Raw genomic sequence first — 17376 nt, 5'->3', positions numbered from 1 at the left:
TTTCGTTTTCCTTGTCATATTGCTTATATGGAACGATTTTTGATAATCTCTGCATATCTTATTGCACTATCCTTTAAATATCTTTCTTGTGTTTTAAAATCTACATACGTAATGCCAAATCGCTTCTCATAACCAAATGCCCATTCAAAATTATCCAGCATCGACCACAGATAATAACCAGCAATATTCATACGCTCTTCATTCAATTGAGCAACAGCAGACAAATGTTTTTCAATATAGTCTACTCTTTTAGCATCATGAACACGACCATCTTCTTCTAGTACATCGTCATAAGCTGCACCGTTTTCTGTAATGTAAATTGGTAGACTAGTATATTCTTTTCGAAGTCGATGAATTAATTCTTTAAACTCGGTTGGTGCTATATCCCACCCCATTCCAGACTTTTCATAATCTGAGTAAGCTGACGTGAATAAGAAATCTTCTGCAGCTGAATATTCTATTAGGGCACGATTATAATAATTAATACCAAAGAAATCGATTGGTGTAGAAATTACGTCTAAATCTCCAGCATGGATAAAGTCATAGGAATGAACGTACTTGGAGTACAAGTTCATCATATCCATTGGATAGTGACCTTTAAAGATTGGATCTAAAAACCAGCGATTCAAATATCCATCAAAGTTATTTGCAGCTAACAGATCATTCGCACTATCACTAGCAGCATAGATTGGTGAAAGGTTAAGTGTGATGCCAATCGGTTTTGTCGCTTGAATCGTTTCTTTATAGAATTGAACGGCCTTTCCGTGTGAGAGAAGAATGTGATGAGACGCGCGAACGGCTTCATCCATATTGCGGTGCCCTGGAGCATGCTCGCCTTGATGGTATCCAAGTAACGCTGCACACCAAGGTTCATTATGAGTGATCCACATCGAAACATACTCATCTAACTCTTCAAAACATTTTTTAGCAAATTCCATAAACCAATCGACCGAAGCGCGGTTTACCCAACCACCTTGATCATCGGCCCATTGCGGCAAATCCCAGTGATAGATAGTGACGAAAGGCTTAATTCCAGCTTCTAGTAGACCTGAAGCTAATTTTTTATAAAATTCCATACCTTCTGGATTGTACTGTCCTTGTTTTGGAAAAACACGTGGCCACGCAATTGAAAATCGATACGAATCTACACCGAGACGTTTGATGATCTCAATGTCTTCTTCCACTCGATTGTAATGATCACAAGCGACATCCCCCGTGTCTCCGTTTAACACTTTCCCCGGAGTTTTTGAGAAAGTGTCCCAAATAGAAGGGGTACGACCATCAGCTGTTGTTGCTCCTTCTATTTGATATGATGACGTGGCTGTTCCAAAAATAAAATTTCGTGAAAAATGTTTCATATCTTACACCTCATTATCCTTTAATAGATCCTGCTGAAATACTGCTAATAATGTACTTAGAGAAGAACAAGAATGCGACCATAATTGGCACAACCGATATCGCAATCCCTAAATACAAGGAACCTAAGTTTTGAGCTACTTGAGAGCCTCTTAAGAATCCCATTAAAACTGGAAGTGTGTATTTTTCTGGTGAGAACAACACCACTAATGGAACAATATAGTTATTCCAAGATCCAATAAAAGTGAAGATTGACATTGTTGCTACTGCTGGCATCATAATTGGCAATGCAACCGTATGAAAAATTTTAAGCTCCCCAGCCCCATCCATTCTAGCTGCCTCTAATAGTGATGGATGAAGAGTCGTAGCTAAATATTGTCGTAAGAAGAACACGACAAATGGACTTGCAATTGCTGGAACAATTAATGGGATATACGTATCAAGAGTACCTAGTACTTTGTTTAATTCATAAAACCCGATTAATCCTAACTGCCCTGGAACCATCATCATTAATAGCATAAAGAGGAATAAATATTTTTTCCCTTTAAAATCGTATACCGCAAATCCATAAGCAGTTAAGGCCGAGAAATAGCCACTTAAAATGGTGACCGAAACTGAAACAATCAAACTATTTTTAAATCCAATCCAGATGTTCACATAATCCATCATCGTTTTGTAGTTTTCAACAAGACTGCTGCCTGGAAGAAAGCTAAAACCCATAATAATATCTTTATTATCTCTCGTTGCATTGATTATCATCATATAGAATGGAATGATGCTGATCACCGCTAGCACAATTAATAATGTATAAATGATTATTTTTTTAAAGTTCTTTTTGGAATTCATCATTATTTACCCCGATTCTTCGTCGCTTTTACATCGCGGTACATGGATTTGAATGTAATGGCTGAGAATATTACAGTAATCAAGAATAGCGCGTAAGCAATCGTCGCTGCGTAGCCATAATTATTGTAACGGAATGCTTGGTTGTATAAATACAACACCAACGTGTTTAATGCGCCTTCAGGTTCTCCTAAACCATCTGTAATCAGCATTGGTAAGTCAAATAACTGCAAACCACCAATTAAAGACGTAATTAACACATAAAGCATAATTGGTTTTAATAAAGGTAATGTAATTTGTGTAAACGTTTGCCAACGGTTTGCGCCATCGATCAAAGCAGCTTCGTAGTATTCCTTTGAAATACCTGACACCCCGGCCATTAACACGATAAACGTATAACCAAACCACATCCAAGTTAAGATTAGGGCTACCGAAACTTGTGCAGTAATCGGTTCATTTAGCCAGTTAATTGGCTCGCCAATAATTCCTAATTTCAATAAAAATTGATTAATCGATCCGTATTGCCAATCAAGCATAATATTAAATAAAATTGCAACCGAGCTAATGGTAATTAAATTCGGTAAGTAAAATATCGCTCGAAAAAATCCTAACCCCTTCATTCTAAAGCGTAAATCCGAGAACAAAGCTGCCAGTAGTAGCGCGATCCCAAGCTGTAACGTGAAGTTTAATCCCCAAATTTTTAAGGTGTTAAAAAATGCTTCATAAAAATATGTATCAGAAAATATTCGGATATAGTTTTCTAGACCAATAAATTCTGGACTCCCATATCCTTCATAATGTGTGAAGGTATAATAAAAAGTTAGGAGAACAGGGTAAATGTTAAAGACGAGGAAGATTAAAAAGAATGGTGCTACAAAGAAATAACCTTTGTAATTGATGTTTTTCATAATATATTCCCTCTTTCTCATTACTGAAATAAATGAGGATAGACCTTAAAAACAAATCTATCCTCATTTACTGTTTCACACTCTTTTTTATTTAGGTGTTTTGATATCTGGATAGGCGTTCTTAACAGCTTTATAGAAATCTTGAATCGCTTCATCTTTCGTCTTTTTGCCATCCACATATTCGCTTACATGTGCGCCTAATAATGTATCAATTTCTTGATCATATTTGGTTACAGCCTTTGCATCAATTGCTTTTGCTTGCTCTAAGAAGAATGTATAGTTATTTTGTCCACCCAAGAAATCTTCATTGAAATCATCTTTAATCTTTGAAGTTACAGGAAGATATGATAATACGTCTCCTGTTTCGTTCGCCCAGTCCGTTAAGAATTCTTCATCATGTGTCATCATTTTAACGAATTCAAACGCTAAATCTTTTTTATCCGATCCTTTGTAAATCCCTAACCATGTACCACCCCAGAAATACGGATTTGGTCCAGATGTAACAGCCCAATCACCAGCAGTATCTTCTCCACTTGGTTTAAGAACACTATGCAATCCCCATGTTGGTAGAGCATAAGAGAATACTTCTGTTTTGTCTCCAGAATCTTCTTTTACTTCTTCCCATCCGCCGTTATAGGCAATCTCACCGTTCATAGAAGCGAACCAAGATGGTGACCATTCTGGTGCAAATGCTGTATAATCTTTATCACGAAGTTGTTTTGCTTGATCGAAATAATCTAATTTTGCTTGAGTCATGACTAATTCTTTGTTCTCGTCCACCCATGGTGTAGAATCTACCCCTCTTGCGAACCAGCGAATAGCTCCTTCATCAGGAAATAAGCGAACTCCTTCTTGTTTTAACTTTTCTCCGACTTCAAACAGTCCATCCCACGTGCTCATCATATTTCCAATTTCAGTAGGATCATCTGTACCTAACACGTCTTTAGCAATACTACGGCGATAGAAAATTCCACCTGGAGTTGTCTGCCAAGATAATGCTTTAACATTTCCTTCTGAATCTTTCCCTAAATCATATACATATGGGATATAATCCTCTTCCCATTCATCTACGTTGTAAGGCTCTTCAGATAAGTTTTCCCAGTAATCTCGCTCTGTCCACTGTTTTAAGAAAGCAACTTCTCCGGTGAATACGTCTGGTGCTCCAACGCCACTTTCAAGAACGGGCTTGATTTTTGTTGGATAATCAGCGATAGGAACAATGGTTAGTTCCACCTTCACATCATGCTTATCTTCAAATGTTTTAATTGCACCTTTTTGTAGTTCATCTGTAAAGGACCAAACCTTTAATACTTTGCTATCTTTTTTACCTCCGTCTGAGTTTGCTTCATTACTTGAAGAACACCCAGCAATAATTCCTGCCATTAATGTAAGAGCTAAAAGCATATGAATCCATCGTTTCATCTTAATACCCCCATTATGTTTTCTTTATTGTAATAGATGCTAGCTAGCCACCTGAATTACCAAATCTATTAATTCGAAAGCGGTTTCGTTTTTGGTTAAAAAAAGCAGCTAATTAACTTATAACGCTTCCCTATTTTTACCGTAACAAGCAGGTTAAACATAGATTTTCAATATAATTCACAAATCAATCACTACATCTACTGATTGATTTGTGAAATTTATGTAAAAAAGAGAAGAAACTCATTTTTCTGAACCGGTTTCGCTTTGGAATAAAAAATAGCTTTATTAGAAGTTAAATTCTTTTACAGCTATTTCTCACCATAAGTTTAACTGGTACTTGAATTTGTTCGATCACTTTCTCCTTTTGATTAATCTGTTGGAGAAGAAGATCGGCTGCTTTTTGACCGATAATATCGGTTTGTTGCTTAATTGTGGTTAAAGAAGGGCTCACATGCTGAGCAAGAGCAATATCATCAAAACCTATGATCGAGAAATCGTGTGGAACATCAAGGCCTATATCTTTAATCGCCTCAATTGCCCCTATGGCTATGCTATCACTCGATGCGTAAATGGCTGTCGGTCGAGATTCAAGCTTCAAAAGCTTCTTCATGGCCCGATATCCGCCCTCTTGTGAGAAATAATCTCCATTCACTATATACTCTTCTTGAACATCTAACGACAAACTTTTCATACTTTCAATATAACCTTTTAATCGTTGTTGACCTGCAAATGTTTTTTCATGTCCTGCAATATGAGCAATTTTTCTATGCCCCAATGAGTATAAATAATCAACGGCAAGTTGACTACCAGTAACATTGTCAGAAAATACCACACTTGATGTTTGGCTATTTAAGTCAATAACCACGCTCGGAATCGCATCTTTCATTAACTCTTGCACTTGTTTATCTTCTACATTAGAACATACGACCACTACCCCATCTACACCACGATAACGAAAGTGATCTAAATAACTTTTGTTATGTTTCGGCAGATTTCGTGAAGCAAAAAGTAAATCGTAATCAAATACCTCGACAGACTGTTTAAAACTCTCGATCACTTCATTAAAAAACGGATGTTTAATCCCTATTCCAAGTGACTCGACAAAAATAACTCCAATAGTCCATGATTTTTTCGTTGTTAAAGTTCTAGCCGACGAGTTCGGAAAGTATTTCATTTCCTCTACAGCTTCTAAAATCAACTTTTTCGTTTTTTCACTAACATCGGAATAGTTATTAATCGCTTTTGAAACAGTCGTAACTGAAAAACCAGTTTTCTTTGCGATATCGTAAATTGTAACCATTGGTTTTTCACTCCATCCATAAATCGAAAGCGCTTTCGTAATTTATTATATTCTCTATTTATGTAATTTGCAAACCCTTTTTTGGGCTAAATTGTGAACTTTCAGACTTCAATGTATATTTTCTCTCTAGTATATTTCATGTTTTACAAAGTCAGGTGGTTTTTCTTTATACCTAAGCTATTTTCATATTATTTGTAGTTATCAACCGGAAACAGACTTTATTGCTAGATTACCCTGCAAATAATGAGGAAAGATGATCAGAACTCTGTCTAGAATGATGCAAAAAGTGGCTATGATTACCCAAACTAACCATTAGCTATAACGATTTGAGCATGTTTTCTCCTTCTTACTTCAAGTTACTGTTTTCGATCTGACCTAGGGTATGGATTTTGCGCTATCTTTTTTTGTTATGATAAGGCTGTATTTTCTATTTCTTTCCTATCGCAAGGTTAAATTAAAGCATCGGCTATCTAGTTTTTTTTTATTTCAATCATAATAAACTATTCGAAAAACAATAATCTTTACGAAAACAGCCATATGAAAAGAGCCTTATCAAAGGAACAAGGGGAACAGTACTATATGAAAATTGACAGATTATTAGGATTGTCATCAAATTATTAAACAATAAAAGAGTAACGGCCAAACAACTGGCTGAGGAGTTTGAAGTTTCAGTTCGAACCATCCAACGCGATATTGATTCGATCAATATCGCGGGAATCCCGGTGATATTCTATAAAGGTGCTCACGGTGGCTATGGCTTGGTAGAGGGCTATAAACTGACAAGCCACTTTCTAAATGAAATTGAACATAAGCTCCTGATGACCTCATTGTATGGAGTGTATTCCGCTTATGATGATACTCAAGTAAAAATGCTTATTGAAAAATTTTCAGTCATGCGGTCCACCCCCTTATCGACTTCCCCTTCCTCTGTTCAATTTGACTTCAGTGGGTGGGGTCCCACTTCAAAACGAACAAAAAAAATTGTCTACCGTTAAAAATTCTATTGATTTGGAAAAAATTTTATCTTTCGAATATCTTGATATAAATGGAAATCTCTCTTCAAGAAACTTGGAACCTTATTCACTGATATTAAAGGTCAATCAATGGTATGTGTATGGATTTTGTCAGCTACGAAAGGATTTCCGCTTATTTAAATTAGGTAGAATGTTCAAACTAACTGTTTTAGAGAGTGAACTTTTCTCAAACGTAGAAGTGAAAGAGTATCAATATCAACCTTACACAAACCGAGATTTCGTTACTCTAACATTAAAGTTTACACAGCATGCCTTAAATCAACTTGAAAATTACTTTGAATTTGAAGGGATGGTTTTTGAGGAGGATGGTTGGATATACATAACGGAAACATTTCCCGAAGATGGCTGGATCTATCGCCTGCTTCTTAGCTTGGGAGATCATGTGGAGGTGCTAAAACCGCAACATATCCGGAATAAGTTAAAAGACATGGCAAAAAGAATCTTTGAAATATATTAATCAATCTCATGATACCTATTTAATGGCTAGTGAATATATTTATGAAATCGACTCGATTGATTAAAATAAAGGCTGTTTTCCCAGAGATTATGGCTTTTCGAATTAGTCCTCCTATCGTGATGAAGAATGGCTTCGGACATCATATACGAAAAGCGGAAGTGGCTCGCCCAGCAGCGGCGGGCAAATGTTATCCAACGGAGAAGGTCCTGACCTTTGGAGTTGGATGTTATTTGTCCCATAGCTGCTAGCCACTGCAGCTGGATCACGAAATGCGGAAGTGGCTGTCCTGCGGCGTCAGGCAAATGAAGAACTCGGAGGTGATGCCTGCATCGCTGGAGAGTTATTCATTTGACCCCGAGCCGCAAGCCACTGTAGCTGGATCACGAAATGAGGAAGTGGCTGTCCTGCGGCGTCAGGCAAATGAAGAACTCGGAGGTGATGCCTGCATCGCTGGAGAGTTATTCATTTGACCCCGAGCCGCAAGCCACTGTAGCTGGATCACGAAAAGCGGAAGTGGCTGTCCTGCGGCGTCAGGCAAATGAAGAACTCGGAGGTGATGCCTGCATCGCTGGAGAGTTATTCATTTGACCCCGAGCCGCAAGCCACTGTAGCTGGATCACGAAAAGCGGAAGTGGCTGCCCCAGGGACGGCAGGCATCTGGCAGTACACGCAGTGAAGCCTGCTTCACGGAGGGGACTGACATTTGACCTGAGTCCCTAGCCACTGCAGTTGGATCCGTCTGTTTTTGATGAAAATCAACAGCGAAATGGAGGATTTAATCAAAAATCAGATGAAAAAGCCACAATGTATACGAATAGAGCCTAAAAGAAAGAAAGTCCCCTTAATCAATGATCATTTTTAGAATAGATTAATTAACAACTCATTCTCTCCCTCAGTATTTTTATCGCCAGAGCCACCTCCTCTTTTGGTATCTTCCCGAACAGATCACCGATACTGACTTCATAGAATACCTCGCCTTCTTTCACATCTAGCAAGTACGAAGTAAACCCGATACCTGTTGCTTCATAGATCTCCATAAATAGTTCCTCAAGTTTTTCTTTTGAAGCTTGAAAATGAACATGAAACATATTCGAAACCGGGATAGCTGGTTTGGTAAATACACCTGTACAGCTATTGAATAATGCAGCTAATTCCTTGGCATCCTCATAATAACGTTCCATTTTCTCGATTCGTTGATCAAAATAATAATCCGCACTCACAATGTAGGGGTAGAGACTTATTAAATCGCCACCATGTCGACGTTTCCAAATCTTTGACTCACTAATAAATTCTTCACCTCCAGCAAGTATTGCCCCAGCCAGCCCCCCAATTCCCTTGTAAAAGGAGACATACACACTATCGAATAATCCACAAATCTCAGCAGCGGATTTACCATAATGAGGAACAACTTCAAAAAGTCTAGCTCCGTCTAAATGTAGCTTGATTCCATTTTCGCGACAATAACTTGAAATAGCTTCTAGGACTTCGTAGTCTGGTAGATATCCGCCCATTTCCCTTTGCGGTAATTCTAACAATAAGCAAGAAACATCCGAATCCATTCGTTCCACATCCTCTAAATCAATCAAGCGCTCCTTGTCTGCAAGTAAAACCGCTTCGATGTTGTGAAGTTCTTTTAACCCTTCTTCTTCATGTATTTCCATATGACAATAAGGGTGATAAGCAACCTTGGCAGCACCCTTCTCATCACACCAGATCCGTAAGGCAATTTGCTGGGCCATTGTCCCACTCGGGAAGAAGACGGCACTCTCTTTCCCGAGGTGATGAGCCAACTTCTCTTCAAAGTCTTCGATGATTTTTCCTGATCCATATATGTCACTTTCTTGCTCACTAGGTATGCTCTCAATCGATTTTTTTAATACATCCAAATTTCGTTTCCCATGTCCGCTGATCTGATACTTTGTTTCTTTATATGCTTCGATTAATGAATTCATTTTTTCTCTCCTTATCGCTTAAAAGCGAGTTGATAGATTAAAAAGCGTTCACACTGATATTTTTCATAACTTTCTGATAATCGGAATTCCTCTATTAATTCAAAGGATGGGTGATTATTTAAGGCTGTTTTCGCAAATTTTGTTGCTTTTCGTATCAGTTTATCATTTAAGATATTGCTATGTTTCGGGCATCTTTTCGCATTATTTTTAACTCGAAATGAGGAAAGAAAAGTGTGTTTCCATCCGTTTTTATATGCTAGAGTCATAAAGTATGCCAAAAGAGCCTCTCGCGAAAATGGTCTAGGTTTTTTAGTGCTCCACCGCAAAAAATGAATCCATTTCACCCCCTACTCCTTCACAATCAAATAGATGATTCAGGTAAAAACTCTACCTACCCTTACCACAGCCAAAATCAACCACTCGATCATCTTTGTTTAGTTGATATTGCGAGAAAAGCTGGCCAAGTGCATGATAGGGCATCGATTTGTAGCGATGATAATGAAATGATTGGTGAAATCCCTTTTGCTTTTCTCTATACTACTAGCATACCGAAAAAAGGTCCCAAACGGGACCTTTTTTGAAGTCATTATTTTAGCTCAGTATAAACCACTAAGCGCTCCACATAATTGTTTATTACCCGCCCGAAATAACCAGTGCAGCTAATCAAGTTGAGTTGATCTGCTTGATTTGGACCAAAAATTCTTTGCATTGGTCCACGGTCCTTATCATAGGCTATCTTTTCACGAACAATAAACGTTACTGCTTCTTCATCCTTCCTCTCGTTCTTAAAGTCTAAAAAAATGGCTGACATCTTTTCGTCGTCAACATGTCCAGCTAAAACAGCATTTCCTTTTTCACCCGGTTTGTATCCTGGCTGAAACCAGGTGACATCAACTCCATTTTCCGGAAGCTCCATATTTCCCTTACTGTCTAATCCGAATGCTTTGATAGGTGCTTCAATATCAAATTCGGGGATAGGTAGCTTCGTAGGGATAATCGCGCTCAAATCCTCTTCGATTAATAAAGTTAAGTCCGCTTCATTAACTTCACTCACTGTCTCAAGCGATTTGGGAAACGGCTCTTGAACCACTTGAGGCACAGCACCTGATGCTGAGCAAGCACCTAAAAGACCCACCAACAATACTCTTTTCATTGTTCGGCTAATTTATTTTGAGTAATGACTAGAACCGCTCCCCCTATAACTAATAGGCTCACAATTCCAAATGGGAAGAACGAGGCTGGTTCTTCCGTTGCTCCACCCATCCCGGTTCCAGGCATATTTTCGGGCATAATCTTATAATCTTGTAACATAAGAACTTCTAATGAATCTACTGTGTTAATAGCATTCACACTATACACAGTATTTCCTTTTAACATCGTTCCAGATAAATCCAACACTTTTGCCCTTCTGGTGTGCGAATTTCTAAATCCTATGTTCCAGGATTGAACTCCATACAATCTATTATCGCTTCAAAGCTAGCACCACAAAGAAGAGACTCTCCATCGACTAAGCCAACATCAACAGTTGGTGCATCTGGTAACAGGTGACCAACTCGTACCTTTGTCTTACCATCCATTGCCTTCATAGAATCTCCAACAACAGCTAACTCTAAATTTTCTACTAGATTGGCCGCCACAATCGTATAAGCCATTCCCGATTTCACTTTTAGCTTTTCCGAAATAACCGGATCAGTGCTTCCCATCGTCCCTGTCGCATAAATTTCTACCTTATGTTCTCCTGCTGGTTAGACTCATATAATCAGTTGCCGCTTTAAAAGCAGCTCCTTCTACCACTGTATCTCCATTCACGTAAACATCAACTGCAGGCGCATCTGGTGAAGCATGGACAATTCGTACCATTGCGTCATTCTCTTCAGCAAATGGACCATCTGCAAGAGACATCATCATAACCAACATGACAAAAATCGAAAAAAACTTTTTCATTTCTTTTTTTTGATTATGATTTTCAACTCAAATGGTCTTCAATGAGCACATTGAAAGAATTCACTTTATCAATGACTGTTTTCGGTTACATTATTTCTTTCTATTTTGAACCCTCTTTAACTCAAAAAAATACTTTTTCTAAATAGGAGCAATAAACTTTCTGAATAAAGCTTATCCAAACGACATTACTATTCTATATTCTGAATCTATTTCTTTTCAAGAATGACTTTGGACTGCAGAGAAAGGGAATTTCCAACTACTCGACAAGGAGGAAGAACTTCTATATGAAATTCATAAAACAAATGATTTGTTTTTTCCTTCTCTACTCATTATCTTCACTTACCGTGCCACACCTCTCACAAGCCAGCACCAATATGACCATCCATGCTGACGCAGCCATTTTGATTAATGCCAGCTCTGGCCAAATTATCTACGCTCAAAACGAAGATCAACCACTGGGCATTGCCAGCATGACGAAAATCATGACAGAATACCTGGTCTTAGAGGCTATTCATACAGGTAAAACCACGTGGAATCAAACCTATATGATAAGTGAAAAAGTGTATACAATCGCCAACGCTGGAGGGCTAAGCAATGTTCCTCTTCGCCAATATACGCGTTATACAGTAAGAGAATTATTTGATGCCATGGCGATTAAATCGGCGAATGGAGCCGCTATTGCTTTAGCAGAAATCGCCGCAGGTACAGAAGGGAATTTCGTCAAACAAATGAATGACAAAGCAAAGCAGCTCGGACTAGAACATTATCAATTTATTAATGCATCAGGGTTAGGGAATGACGATATGTTAGGCTTGCACCCAGCTGGAACAGACCCCCAAGATGAAAATCTTCTTTCTGCACGGGATACAGCAACATTAGCCTTTCACCTGCTAAGAGACTTCCATGAAGTATTAGAGACTGCAAGCATTCCTTGGAAGATCTTTCGAGAGGGGACAGAAGACGCCTTTTGGATGAAAAATACGAATGCGATGCTCGAGGGAAGAATTTATGCTTATGAAGGAATGGATGGCTTAAAAACCGGTACCACATCGTTCGCAGGACCTACATTTACCGGAACTGCCGAGCGAAATGGCATACGATTTATTACTGTAATTTTAAATTCGAAAGACAGTGTAGGTTATTCTAATAGTCATGAACGATTTCGACAAGCAACTAAACTCTTGAACTATGGATTCGATTCTATTTCTGTTTCTCAAAAAATGGATGCAAATCATGCGTTCATTACTATTGTTGAAAAACAAAATTTCCACGTTCAAAAAACCTTGATCCAAGTACATGAAAAGAAGCTCAAGCATTTATTTTATATCACAGCGCCGTTGAAGAAACAGGAAGATTTCTTTCAATAACGTGGATTCTGCAAGGTCGTTTTGTATACATTTTTGCTATGAAACCTACATTCTTGAATAACCATTTATTTTCAAATATTCTAATCAACTAATTACGAATTGAGGACTCGAAACCTGGAACTTCAAAGTTTATAGAATGGCACGAAAAACAACATACTTTGCTAAAATGATCTAGCTTCAATAGGATTATCTGAGGGTCCCTTTGAAATAGTTAGAATAAGCACAAAGGTTAAGTTCAAATAATTACTATTATTATTTTATTAGGCTGTTTTCGCAAAGATTGTGGCTTTTCGAATTAGTCCCTATTTTGTGATGAAGAATGATTTCGAACATCTTTTCGCCTTATTTTTAACTCGGAATAAGGAAAGAAAAATGGGTTTCCATCCGTTTTTATACGCTAGAGCCACAAAGTATGCGAAAAGAGCCTTTATAGATGAACTTACAAAAACCAAGATTCCTAGAAAAGAAATTATACTTTCTCTATATAATTAAGACTAAAAGGAGCGTTTGGGGAAATCAACAGAGTTTTTTAACTTAGCCACTGAAATTAAGACAGTAAAAAACATAGAGCAGAAGAAGATTTTTCTGCTCTATGTTTTTTATTATCCTGAGATAATGATACACTCTCTTAAGATTATTTCCAATGAGATATACCTATTTTCTCACCATTGCTGTTACGGAGCCGGCGTTGGCAATTGAAATAGAATATTTACCACTTCCAAGTTGGGCACTTGTCGACAGCCCATCATCTTGATGGTTGAGTGACTCTTCTCCGTTGATGTTGGCATTTTCCGCTTTGGAATCGCTCCATTGCAGCTCATCAGCTTGAATTCTATCGACATTTTGCAGAGAGATAGTCAAATCCTCTGTATCGGAAAGCTGGAGTGCTACATTCGAAGAATCAGAGACATTCCAAGAGCTTAATAGTCTTCTGGGCTTCAAGGTGACCTCACCGTATTCACTGTCCAACTCCATCGCCACTCTTGAAGGAATGACGACCGTTGCTTCTATATTTCCTCGTTCATTGATCCACTTATGTCGCTGAGGTAACTCTTTAAAGGAAACATACATTGTATCGCCAATTACCTTTATCAGCAAATAATCATCAACCTCCCTCAGCAGAGGTTCCTCCTCCACCATCTGCGAACGGTACGTGCCAAAAATACTGACATCAGTCGCCGTAGAGTTTTCAATCGTAATTGGATGATTTCCGGTTGAAATGACAACTCTATTAATTTCATTTTTGAGATCCTGACTGTAAGCAGGAAGAGTCGCCGTAGTCACTTCTTCTTTAAAAAAGAGTTGAGCCTGATCTAAAAAACCCGTTGCCTGAAAGGTGGTGAAACCGATCCCTACCATTCCAAGAATAGCCACAAAAAGGATGCTAAGAAAATCATATTTTAACCTCGGCTTTTCTGATCGTGCCAAAAATAAGTAGAGTAGAATTTCTATTCCTAATACAATTAGTAACACTGGCCACCAGCTCACTAAAATGTAAGCGACATCCCATTTGAAAATCTGAGAAAGGGATAGGCTTATCCCTAAAAACACTAGCGATGCGCCCATCGATACGGTTCCAACTCGCCATACTCTCACTCTGCCACCCCCTCTTTACTACCTTTCTTCTTACTTCCTGACAAAAGCTTGATGCCACCACCAATTAATAGCACACATACAATCCCCGTTTGTAAATAGGTATAAACCCAGCTATATAGATCCACTTCTAAATATTGAGATACGATCGGTGCCAAAATCGGAACCAGCATATTAGTGAATAAGTAGTACACTCCGAGAGAGACAAGTCCGATTCCTATCCATTTTTGATGATTGATGAAATAAGAAACAATCGGTTCATCCTCCATGGGTTCCTTGCTATGCTTAGAAGCCCGTTGCAATCCATCAAAAAAGCTATAAAACCAAATAATCGGAATTAAAAAGAGGAAGATCCCTAACCGAAGAACATCAAGTATATAGATGGAAAATAAGAAGGCTGCCATCAATTGTACTCCTCTTCGTTGGTAGCCTAAATACAGCTGACCCGCTCCTGGAAACATCGACAATAACGTTGCCAATGCTTTGCTCTTTTTCCCGCCCTCATGATGAGCTTCAAAATCTTCGAGTATAGACCTGTCTTGAATTGGTTCCCCAGCTTCCTTCTTGTTGAGAAGTTGCATCGCGTCAAAAAAATTGTATACCCAGATGACAGGAAGAATGATTAAAAAGACAATAAATTCTCGTTCTCCGGTGATCGCTGTTACAAACAGAATCATCGCTGCCACTCCGAGAAAAGAGGCCAAGAAGGTTACCCCTCGGTTCATTAGACCCATTTGAAAATGGCCTAGTCCAGGCATCAGGGATAAAATAATCGTGTAGAATCGTTCTGAAGTAACTGACGAATGACGCTCTGTTCCCATATCTTTTTTCACTATTCCAGAAGCTGTGAGGGCCGTATTGACAATGCTAATAAGATAGATAATTCCTCCTCCAGCTATCGATGCAAAAGCTGCCGGTTCTGACCAGAATAGGCCCATCATAACAATAGCAAGTGGAATCGACCCCATAACAGCTAGGAAAAACAATATTCCTTTAAAAATCTTTCCTAAATACATCAACCCTGCACCTGGTATAAAGGCTAATAAAAAGGCGATGATTGGATTCTTTTGCTTCACCATATTACTCTTCCTCCTGTTCTAATTGATCCATTAAGGATCCCGTTTTATTTAATACATTGGTCGTAAATGAGGAGTTTTCCTTATTTCCAAATTGTGAGCTAATCTTGATTAGTTCGGTAAACACGCCTGACGCCATCAACAAAAAGGTCATCACCATCGCTATCATATAGTGGAATACTTTTTCTTTATTTCCCCTTTTCCGCTGCGGGTGCTCCAAAGTACGTTGATAGGGGATTTTCCCCATCAGTTCATCCGTATAACCTTTCACTTCTCCGATCGAAGGAAGATCCTCTTGAATCCATTCGAGTCCAAGCAAATAGGAGGCCATGCACTCATCACAATGATAGAGATGCTGTTCATATTCACGTCGGTCTTCCTCGCTTAGCACATCCTGAACATACAATTGCCATTCTTCCTCTGAATAATGCTTCATCAAAAATCCTCCTCCTCCCAGTGCTTTCTCATCCACAACCGAGCTCGATACAGCTTTGTTTCAATTGTTTTTACAGCGACATTTTGTTCATGGGCTAGCTGTTGATACGTCTTTTCTTGTATGTAGAAGCCTTCTAACACATCTCGATACCCAACTGGAGCTTCTTCAAGCTTTTTGATAACGAGTTGTTTTTGTTCTTTCTGAAGCAATATGCTTTCAACGTTATGACTCCTACTTGGACGGCTAAATTCTAATGGATTGGGGAATTCACCGACTAGCTCTTCACCACTCCTACTTCTCTTTCGTTTACAATCTATAGAATGATTAATCGCGATTCGCGTTATCCAGGTTTTAAACCCTTGATGCTGATACTGAGGGAGAGCCGCGTAAACCTTGATCCACACATCCTGAGAAGCATCCTCGGCATCCTTTTGATTGCGAAGAACGCCGTAAACACTTCGAAACACCTGCTCTTTATAGGTTTCTATTAAGATACGAAAAGCATGTTCACTGCCGTTTTGAGCTCTTTCAATCAACGATTCCACAAACTCTCCCCCCTTCTCTCGCTGTCATAGGAATAGACGATGACAATTTTTTGACCCCTACACTTTTTTTGAAATTCTTTTTTATTCCGTGATTATCAAAGGCTCTTTCGTATTCATTATGGCTCTTTCGGCTAATTTTGGATTGAACCCTCCACTTCATTGTTGATTTCCATCAACAATAGACGTAAAAATAACCCGAAACAACGTCATATCACCATTTATAGACTGGTTTGAAAAGCAACAAACTTTTCGAAAACAGCCTTTTAAAAATAGACATGTATTTAGCATAATAAAATATTCCCCTTAAAAAAACATAAAAACCCAGGGCAGAAAACGAATTCCTCGCTCTCCCCTAGGATTCTTCTTACTCTGTCTCTATAGACTAATAGTTTCGTACTTTTTTCTCCTCTTTTATCTTCTTAACTATCTCTTGCTGATGAAAATAACTTAGTGCTTCATCCAATCGTTTTTTATCGGAAAACACGACAGCTTCAGGCTGAAGCCATTTTCTCTTTATCCGTACTTTTAAGAGGTAGCCGTTATTCACTTTTTCATGATAGCCATAAAGACTATGCCACTTTACCACTTTTTCTACTTCATAGGACTTTACTTCTGACCAGCGATAGAATAGGCCATGTAGAATGACCCCTTTTTTTACTATATAAATATTCCCAGGTTGTTTCATCCAACCAGGTACGCTAGCTAGCAAATAAATGACCAGGATAAATTGTTCTTGAATGGCTTGATCGATAAAAACGAAATAGCCTAGGAAACCTACAAAGGCGAGAATCAATAAAGTAATGATATTGATCCATTTGTAGCGCTTTGACGTTGAGGTGAAGGGCTGCATCGCATTCCATTCTGGGGCTATCCTTATTGTCTCATATTGTGCCTGTTCCATTGGGAAGATAGCTTGCTTCGTTAAGTAAACGGAACTTCTTAGCTGATAACGATAATAGATAACTTGAATAAAGACGCCTATAAATAATAGTACATAGAAGATATAGAGAATACTATATACCCATTCCATTCTGTCTACCCCCTCTAGATTAAACCTAATTATGTCATTACAGGTATTCTTATCCTATCATACGAAAAGCTGTGAAAATAGATGCTTTTTTTGATGATTCATTGCATGGAGCT

General features: G+C 38.4%; 23 protein-coding genes and 1 pseudogene. 8 read left to right on the top strand and 16 right to left on the bottom strand.

The window, feature by feature from the left end:
* Positions 1 to 23: 23 nt before the first annotated feature.
* The 5 genes from U8D43_RS03210 to U8D43_RS03190 form a co-directional block, all read right to left on the bottom strand.
* The gene (locus U8D43_RS03210) at positions 24 to 1358 is read right to left on the bottom strand and encodes a GH1 family beta-glucosidase (RefSeq protein WP_335869531.1); all 1335 of its coding nucleotides are present in this window, start codon (positions 1356 to 1358) and stop codon (positions 24 to 26) included.
* A gap of 13 nt (positions 1359 to 1371) precedes the next feature.
* Positions 1372 to 2202, bottom strand: coding sequence for a carbohydrate ABC transporter permease (locus U8D43_RS03205; protein ID WP_335869530.1), 831 nt, complete (start codon positions 2200 to 2202; stop codon positions 1372 to 1374).
* Positions 2203 to 2204: 2 nt separating this feature from the next.
* On the bottom strand, positions 2205 to 3107 hold the full coding sequence (locus U8D43_RS03200; protein ID WP_335869529.1) for a carbohydrate ABC transporter permease: 903 nt from the start codon (positions 3105 to 3107) through the stop codon (positions 2205 to 2207).
* 87 nt (positions 3108 to 3194) lie between these two features.
* Positions 3195 to 4529 carry an ABC transporter substrate-binding protein gene (locus U8D43_RS03195; protein WP_335869528.1) on the bottom strand — a complete coding sequence of 445 codons (1335 nt, stop codon included), beginning with the start codon at positions 4527 to 4529 and terminating at the stop codon, positions 3195 to 3197.
* 292 nt (positions 4530 to 4821) lie between these two features.
* Positions 4822 to 5829 (bottom strand): LacI family DNA-binding transcriptional regulator, encoded by a 1008-nt coding sequence (locus U8D43_RS03190; RefSeq protein ID WP_335869527.1) that lies wholly within the window; start codon positions 5827 to 5829, stop codon positions 4822 to 4824.
* A gap of 593 nt (positions 5830 to 6422) precedes the next feature.
* Between U8D43_RS03190 and U8D43_RS03185 the strand changes: the two genes are divergently transcribed.
* From U8D43_RS03185 to U8D43_RS03160, 7 genes and pseudogenes are all read left to right on the top strand, one after another.
* Positions 6423 to 6824, top strand: coding sequence for a helix-turn-helix transcriptional regulator (locus tag U8D43_RS03185; protein ID WP_335869616.1), 402 nt, complete (start codon positions 6423 to 6425; stop codon positions 6822 to 6824).
* A pseudogene (locus tag U8D43_RS20885) lies at positions 6775 to 6951 on the top strand (WYL domain-containing protein); the annotation flags it as partial. The gene U8D43_RS03185 and the pseudogene U8D43_RS20885, both read left to right, overlap by 50 nt.
* Positions 6952 to 6993: 42 nt before the next feature.
* Positions 6994 to 7320: a helix-turn-helix transcriptional regulator gene (locus tag U8D43_RS20880; RefSeq protein WP_442893548.1), complete on the top strand. Its 327-nt coding sequence runs from the start codon at positions 6994 to 6996 to the stop codon at positions 7318 to 7320.
* Between the two features lie 41 nt (positions 7321 to 7361).
* The gene (locus U8D43_RS03175; RefSeq protein WP_335869526.1) at positions 7362 to 7568 is read left to right on the top strand and encodes a hypothetical protein; all 207 of its coding nucleotides are present in this window, start codon (positions 7362 to 7364) and stop codon (positions 7566 to 7568) included.
* A 54-nt stretch (positions 7569 to 7622) separates the two neighbouring features.
* Positions 7623 to 7790 (top strand): hypothetical protein, encoded by a 168-nt coding sequence (locus U8D43_RS03170; RefSeq protein ID WP_335869525.1) that lies wholly within the window; start codon positions 7623 to 7625, stop codon positions 7788 to 7790.
* Positions 7741 to 7908, top strand: a complete 168-nt coding sequence (locus tag U8D43_RS03165; protein ID WP_335869524.1) for a hypothetical protein — start codon at positions 7741 to 7743, stop codon at positions 7906 to 7908. Before U8D43_RS03170 ends, U8D43_RS03165 begins: the two co-directional genes overlap by 50 nt.
* A complete protein-coding gene (locus U8D43_RS03160; RefSeq protein ID WP_335869522.1) occupies positions 7859 to 7996 on the top strand; it encodes a hypothetical protein in 138 nt (45 codons plus the stop codon). The genes U8D43_RS03165 and U8D43_RS03160 overlap by 50 nt, the downstream gene beginning before the upstream one ends.
* Before the next feature lie 196 nt (positions 7997 to 8192).
* Here U8D43_RS03160 and U8D43_RS03155 read toward each other — a convergent pair whose 3' ends face one another.
* The 6 genes from U8D43_RS03155 to U8D43_RS03130 form a co-directional block, all read right to left on the bottom strand.
* Entirely contained in the window at positions 8193 to 9272 is a 1080-nt protein-coding gene (locus U8D43_RS03155; protein ID WP_335869521.1) for a threonine aldolase family protein, read from the bottom strand.
* A gap of 11 nt (positions 9273 to 9283) precedes the next feature.
* A complete protein-coding gene (locus U8D43_RS03150; protein WP_335869520.1) occupies positions 9284 to 9616 on the bottom strand; it encodes a hypothetical protein in 333 nt (110 codons plus the stop codon).
* A 242-nt stretch (positions 9617 to 9858) separates the two neighbouring features.
* Entirely contained in the window at positions 9859 to 10407 is a 549-nt protein-coding gene (locus U8D43_RS03145; protein ID WP_335869519.1) for a class F sortase, read from the bottom strand.
* Between the two features lie 14 nt (positions 10408 to 10421).
* Positions 10422 to 10670 (bottom strand): hypothetical protein, encoded by a 249-nt coding sequence (locus U8D43_RS03140; protein ID WP_335869518.1) that lies wholly within the window; start codon positions 10668 to 10670, stop codon positions 10422 to 10424.
* Between the two features lie 32 nt (positions 10671 to 10702).
* Positions 10703 to 10975 carry a DUF4397 domain-containing protein gene (locus U8D43_RS03135; protein ID WP_335869517.1) on the bottom strand — a complete coding sequence of 91 codons (273 nt, stop codon included), beginning with the start codon at positions 10973 to 10975 and terminating at the stop codon, positions 10703 to 10705.
* A gap of 25 nt (positions 10976 to 11000) precedes the next feature.
* Entirely contained in the window at positions 11001 to 11216 is a 216-nt protein-coding gene (locus U8D43_RS03130; RefSeq protein ID WP_335869516.1) for a DUF4397 domain-containing protein, read from the bottom strand.
* A gap of 284 nt (positions 11217 to 11500) precedes the next feature.
* On the opposite strand from U8D43_RS03130, the gene U8D43_RS03125 reads away from it, so the two are divergent.
* Positions 11501 to 12583, top strand: a complete 1083-nt coding sequence (locus U8D43_RS03125) for a D-alanyl-D-alanine carboxypeptidase family protein (RefSeq protein ID WP_335869515.1) — start codon at positions 11501 to 11503, stop codon at positions 12581 to 12583.
* A 654-nt stretch (positions 12584 to 13237) separates the two neighbouring features.
* Here the strand turns inward: U8D43_RS03125 and U8D43_RS03120 are convergent.
* The 5 genes from U8D43_RS03120 to U8D43_RS03100 all read right to left on the bottom strand — a co-directional run bounded on the left by U8D43_RS03120 (position 13238) and on the right by U8D43_RS03100 (position 17263).
* The gene (locus U8D43_RS03120; protein WP_335869514.1) at positions 13238 to 14179 is read right to left on the bottom strand and encodes a hypothetical protein; all 942 of its coding nucleotides are present in this window, start codon (positions 14177 to 14179) and stop codon (positions 13238 to 13240) included.
* The gene (locus U8D43_RS03115) at positions 14176 to 15255 is read right to left on the bottom strand and encodes a hypothetical protein (RefSeq protein WP_335869513.1); all 1080 of its coding nucleotides are present in this window, start codon (positions 15253 to 15255) and stop codon (positions 14176 to 14178) included. The genes U8D43_RS03120 and U8D43_RS03115 overlap by 4 nt, the downstream gene beginning before the upstream one ends.
* Position 15256: 1 nt before the next feature.
* Positions 15257 to 15688 carry an anti-sigma factor family protein gene (locus U8D43_RS03110; protein ID WP_335869512.1) on the bottom strand — a complete coding sequence of 144 codons (432 nt, stop codon included), beginning with the start codon at positions 15686 to 15688 and terminating at the stop codon, positions 15257 to 15259.
* Positions 15688 to 16233, bottom strand: a complete 546-nt coding sequence (locus tag U8D43_RS03105; RefSeq protein ID WP_335869511.1) for a sigma-70 family RNA polymerase sigma factor — start codon at positions 16231 to 16233, stop codon at positions 15688 to 15690. Before U8D43_RS03105 ends, U8D43_RS03110 begins: the two co-directional genes overlap by 1 nt.
* Positions 16234 to 16615: 382 nt before the next feature.
* A complete protein-coding gene (locus U8D43_RS03100; RefSeq protein WP_335869510.1) occupies positions 16616 to 17263 on the bottom strand; it encodes a hypothetical protein in 648 nt (215 codons plus the stop codon).
* Positions 17264 to 17376 lie beyond the last annotated feature (113 nt).

Origin of the sequence: Bacillus sp. 2205SS5-2 (genome assembly GCF_037024155.1) — a bacterium.
Lineage (GTDB): Bacteria > Bacillota > Bacilli > Bacillales > Bacillaceae_K > Bacillus_CI.
This window is presented reverse-complemented; position numbering and strand designations above follow the sequence as displayed.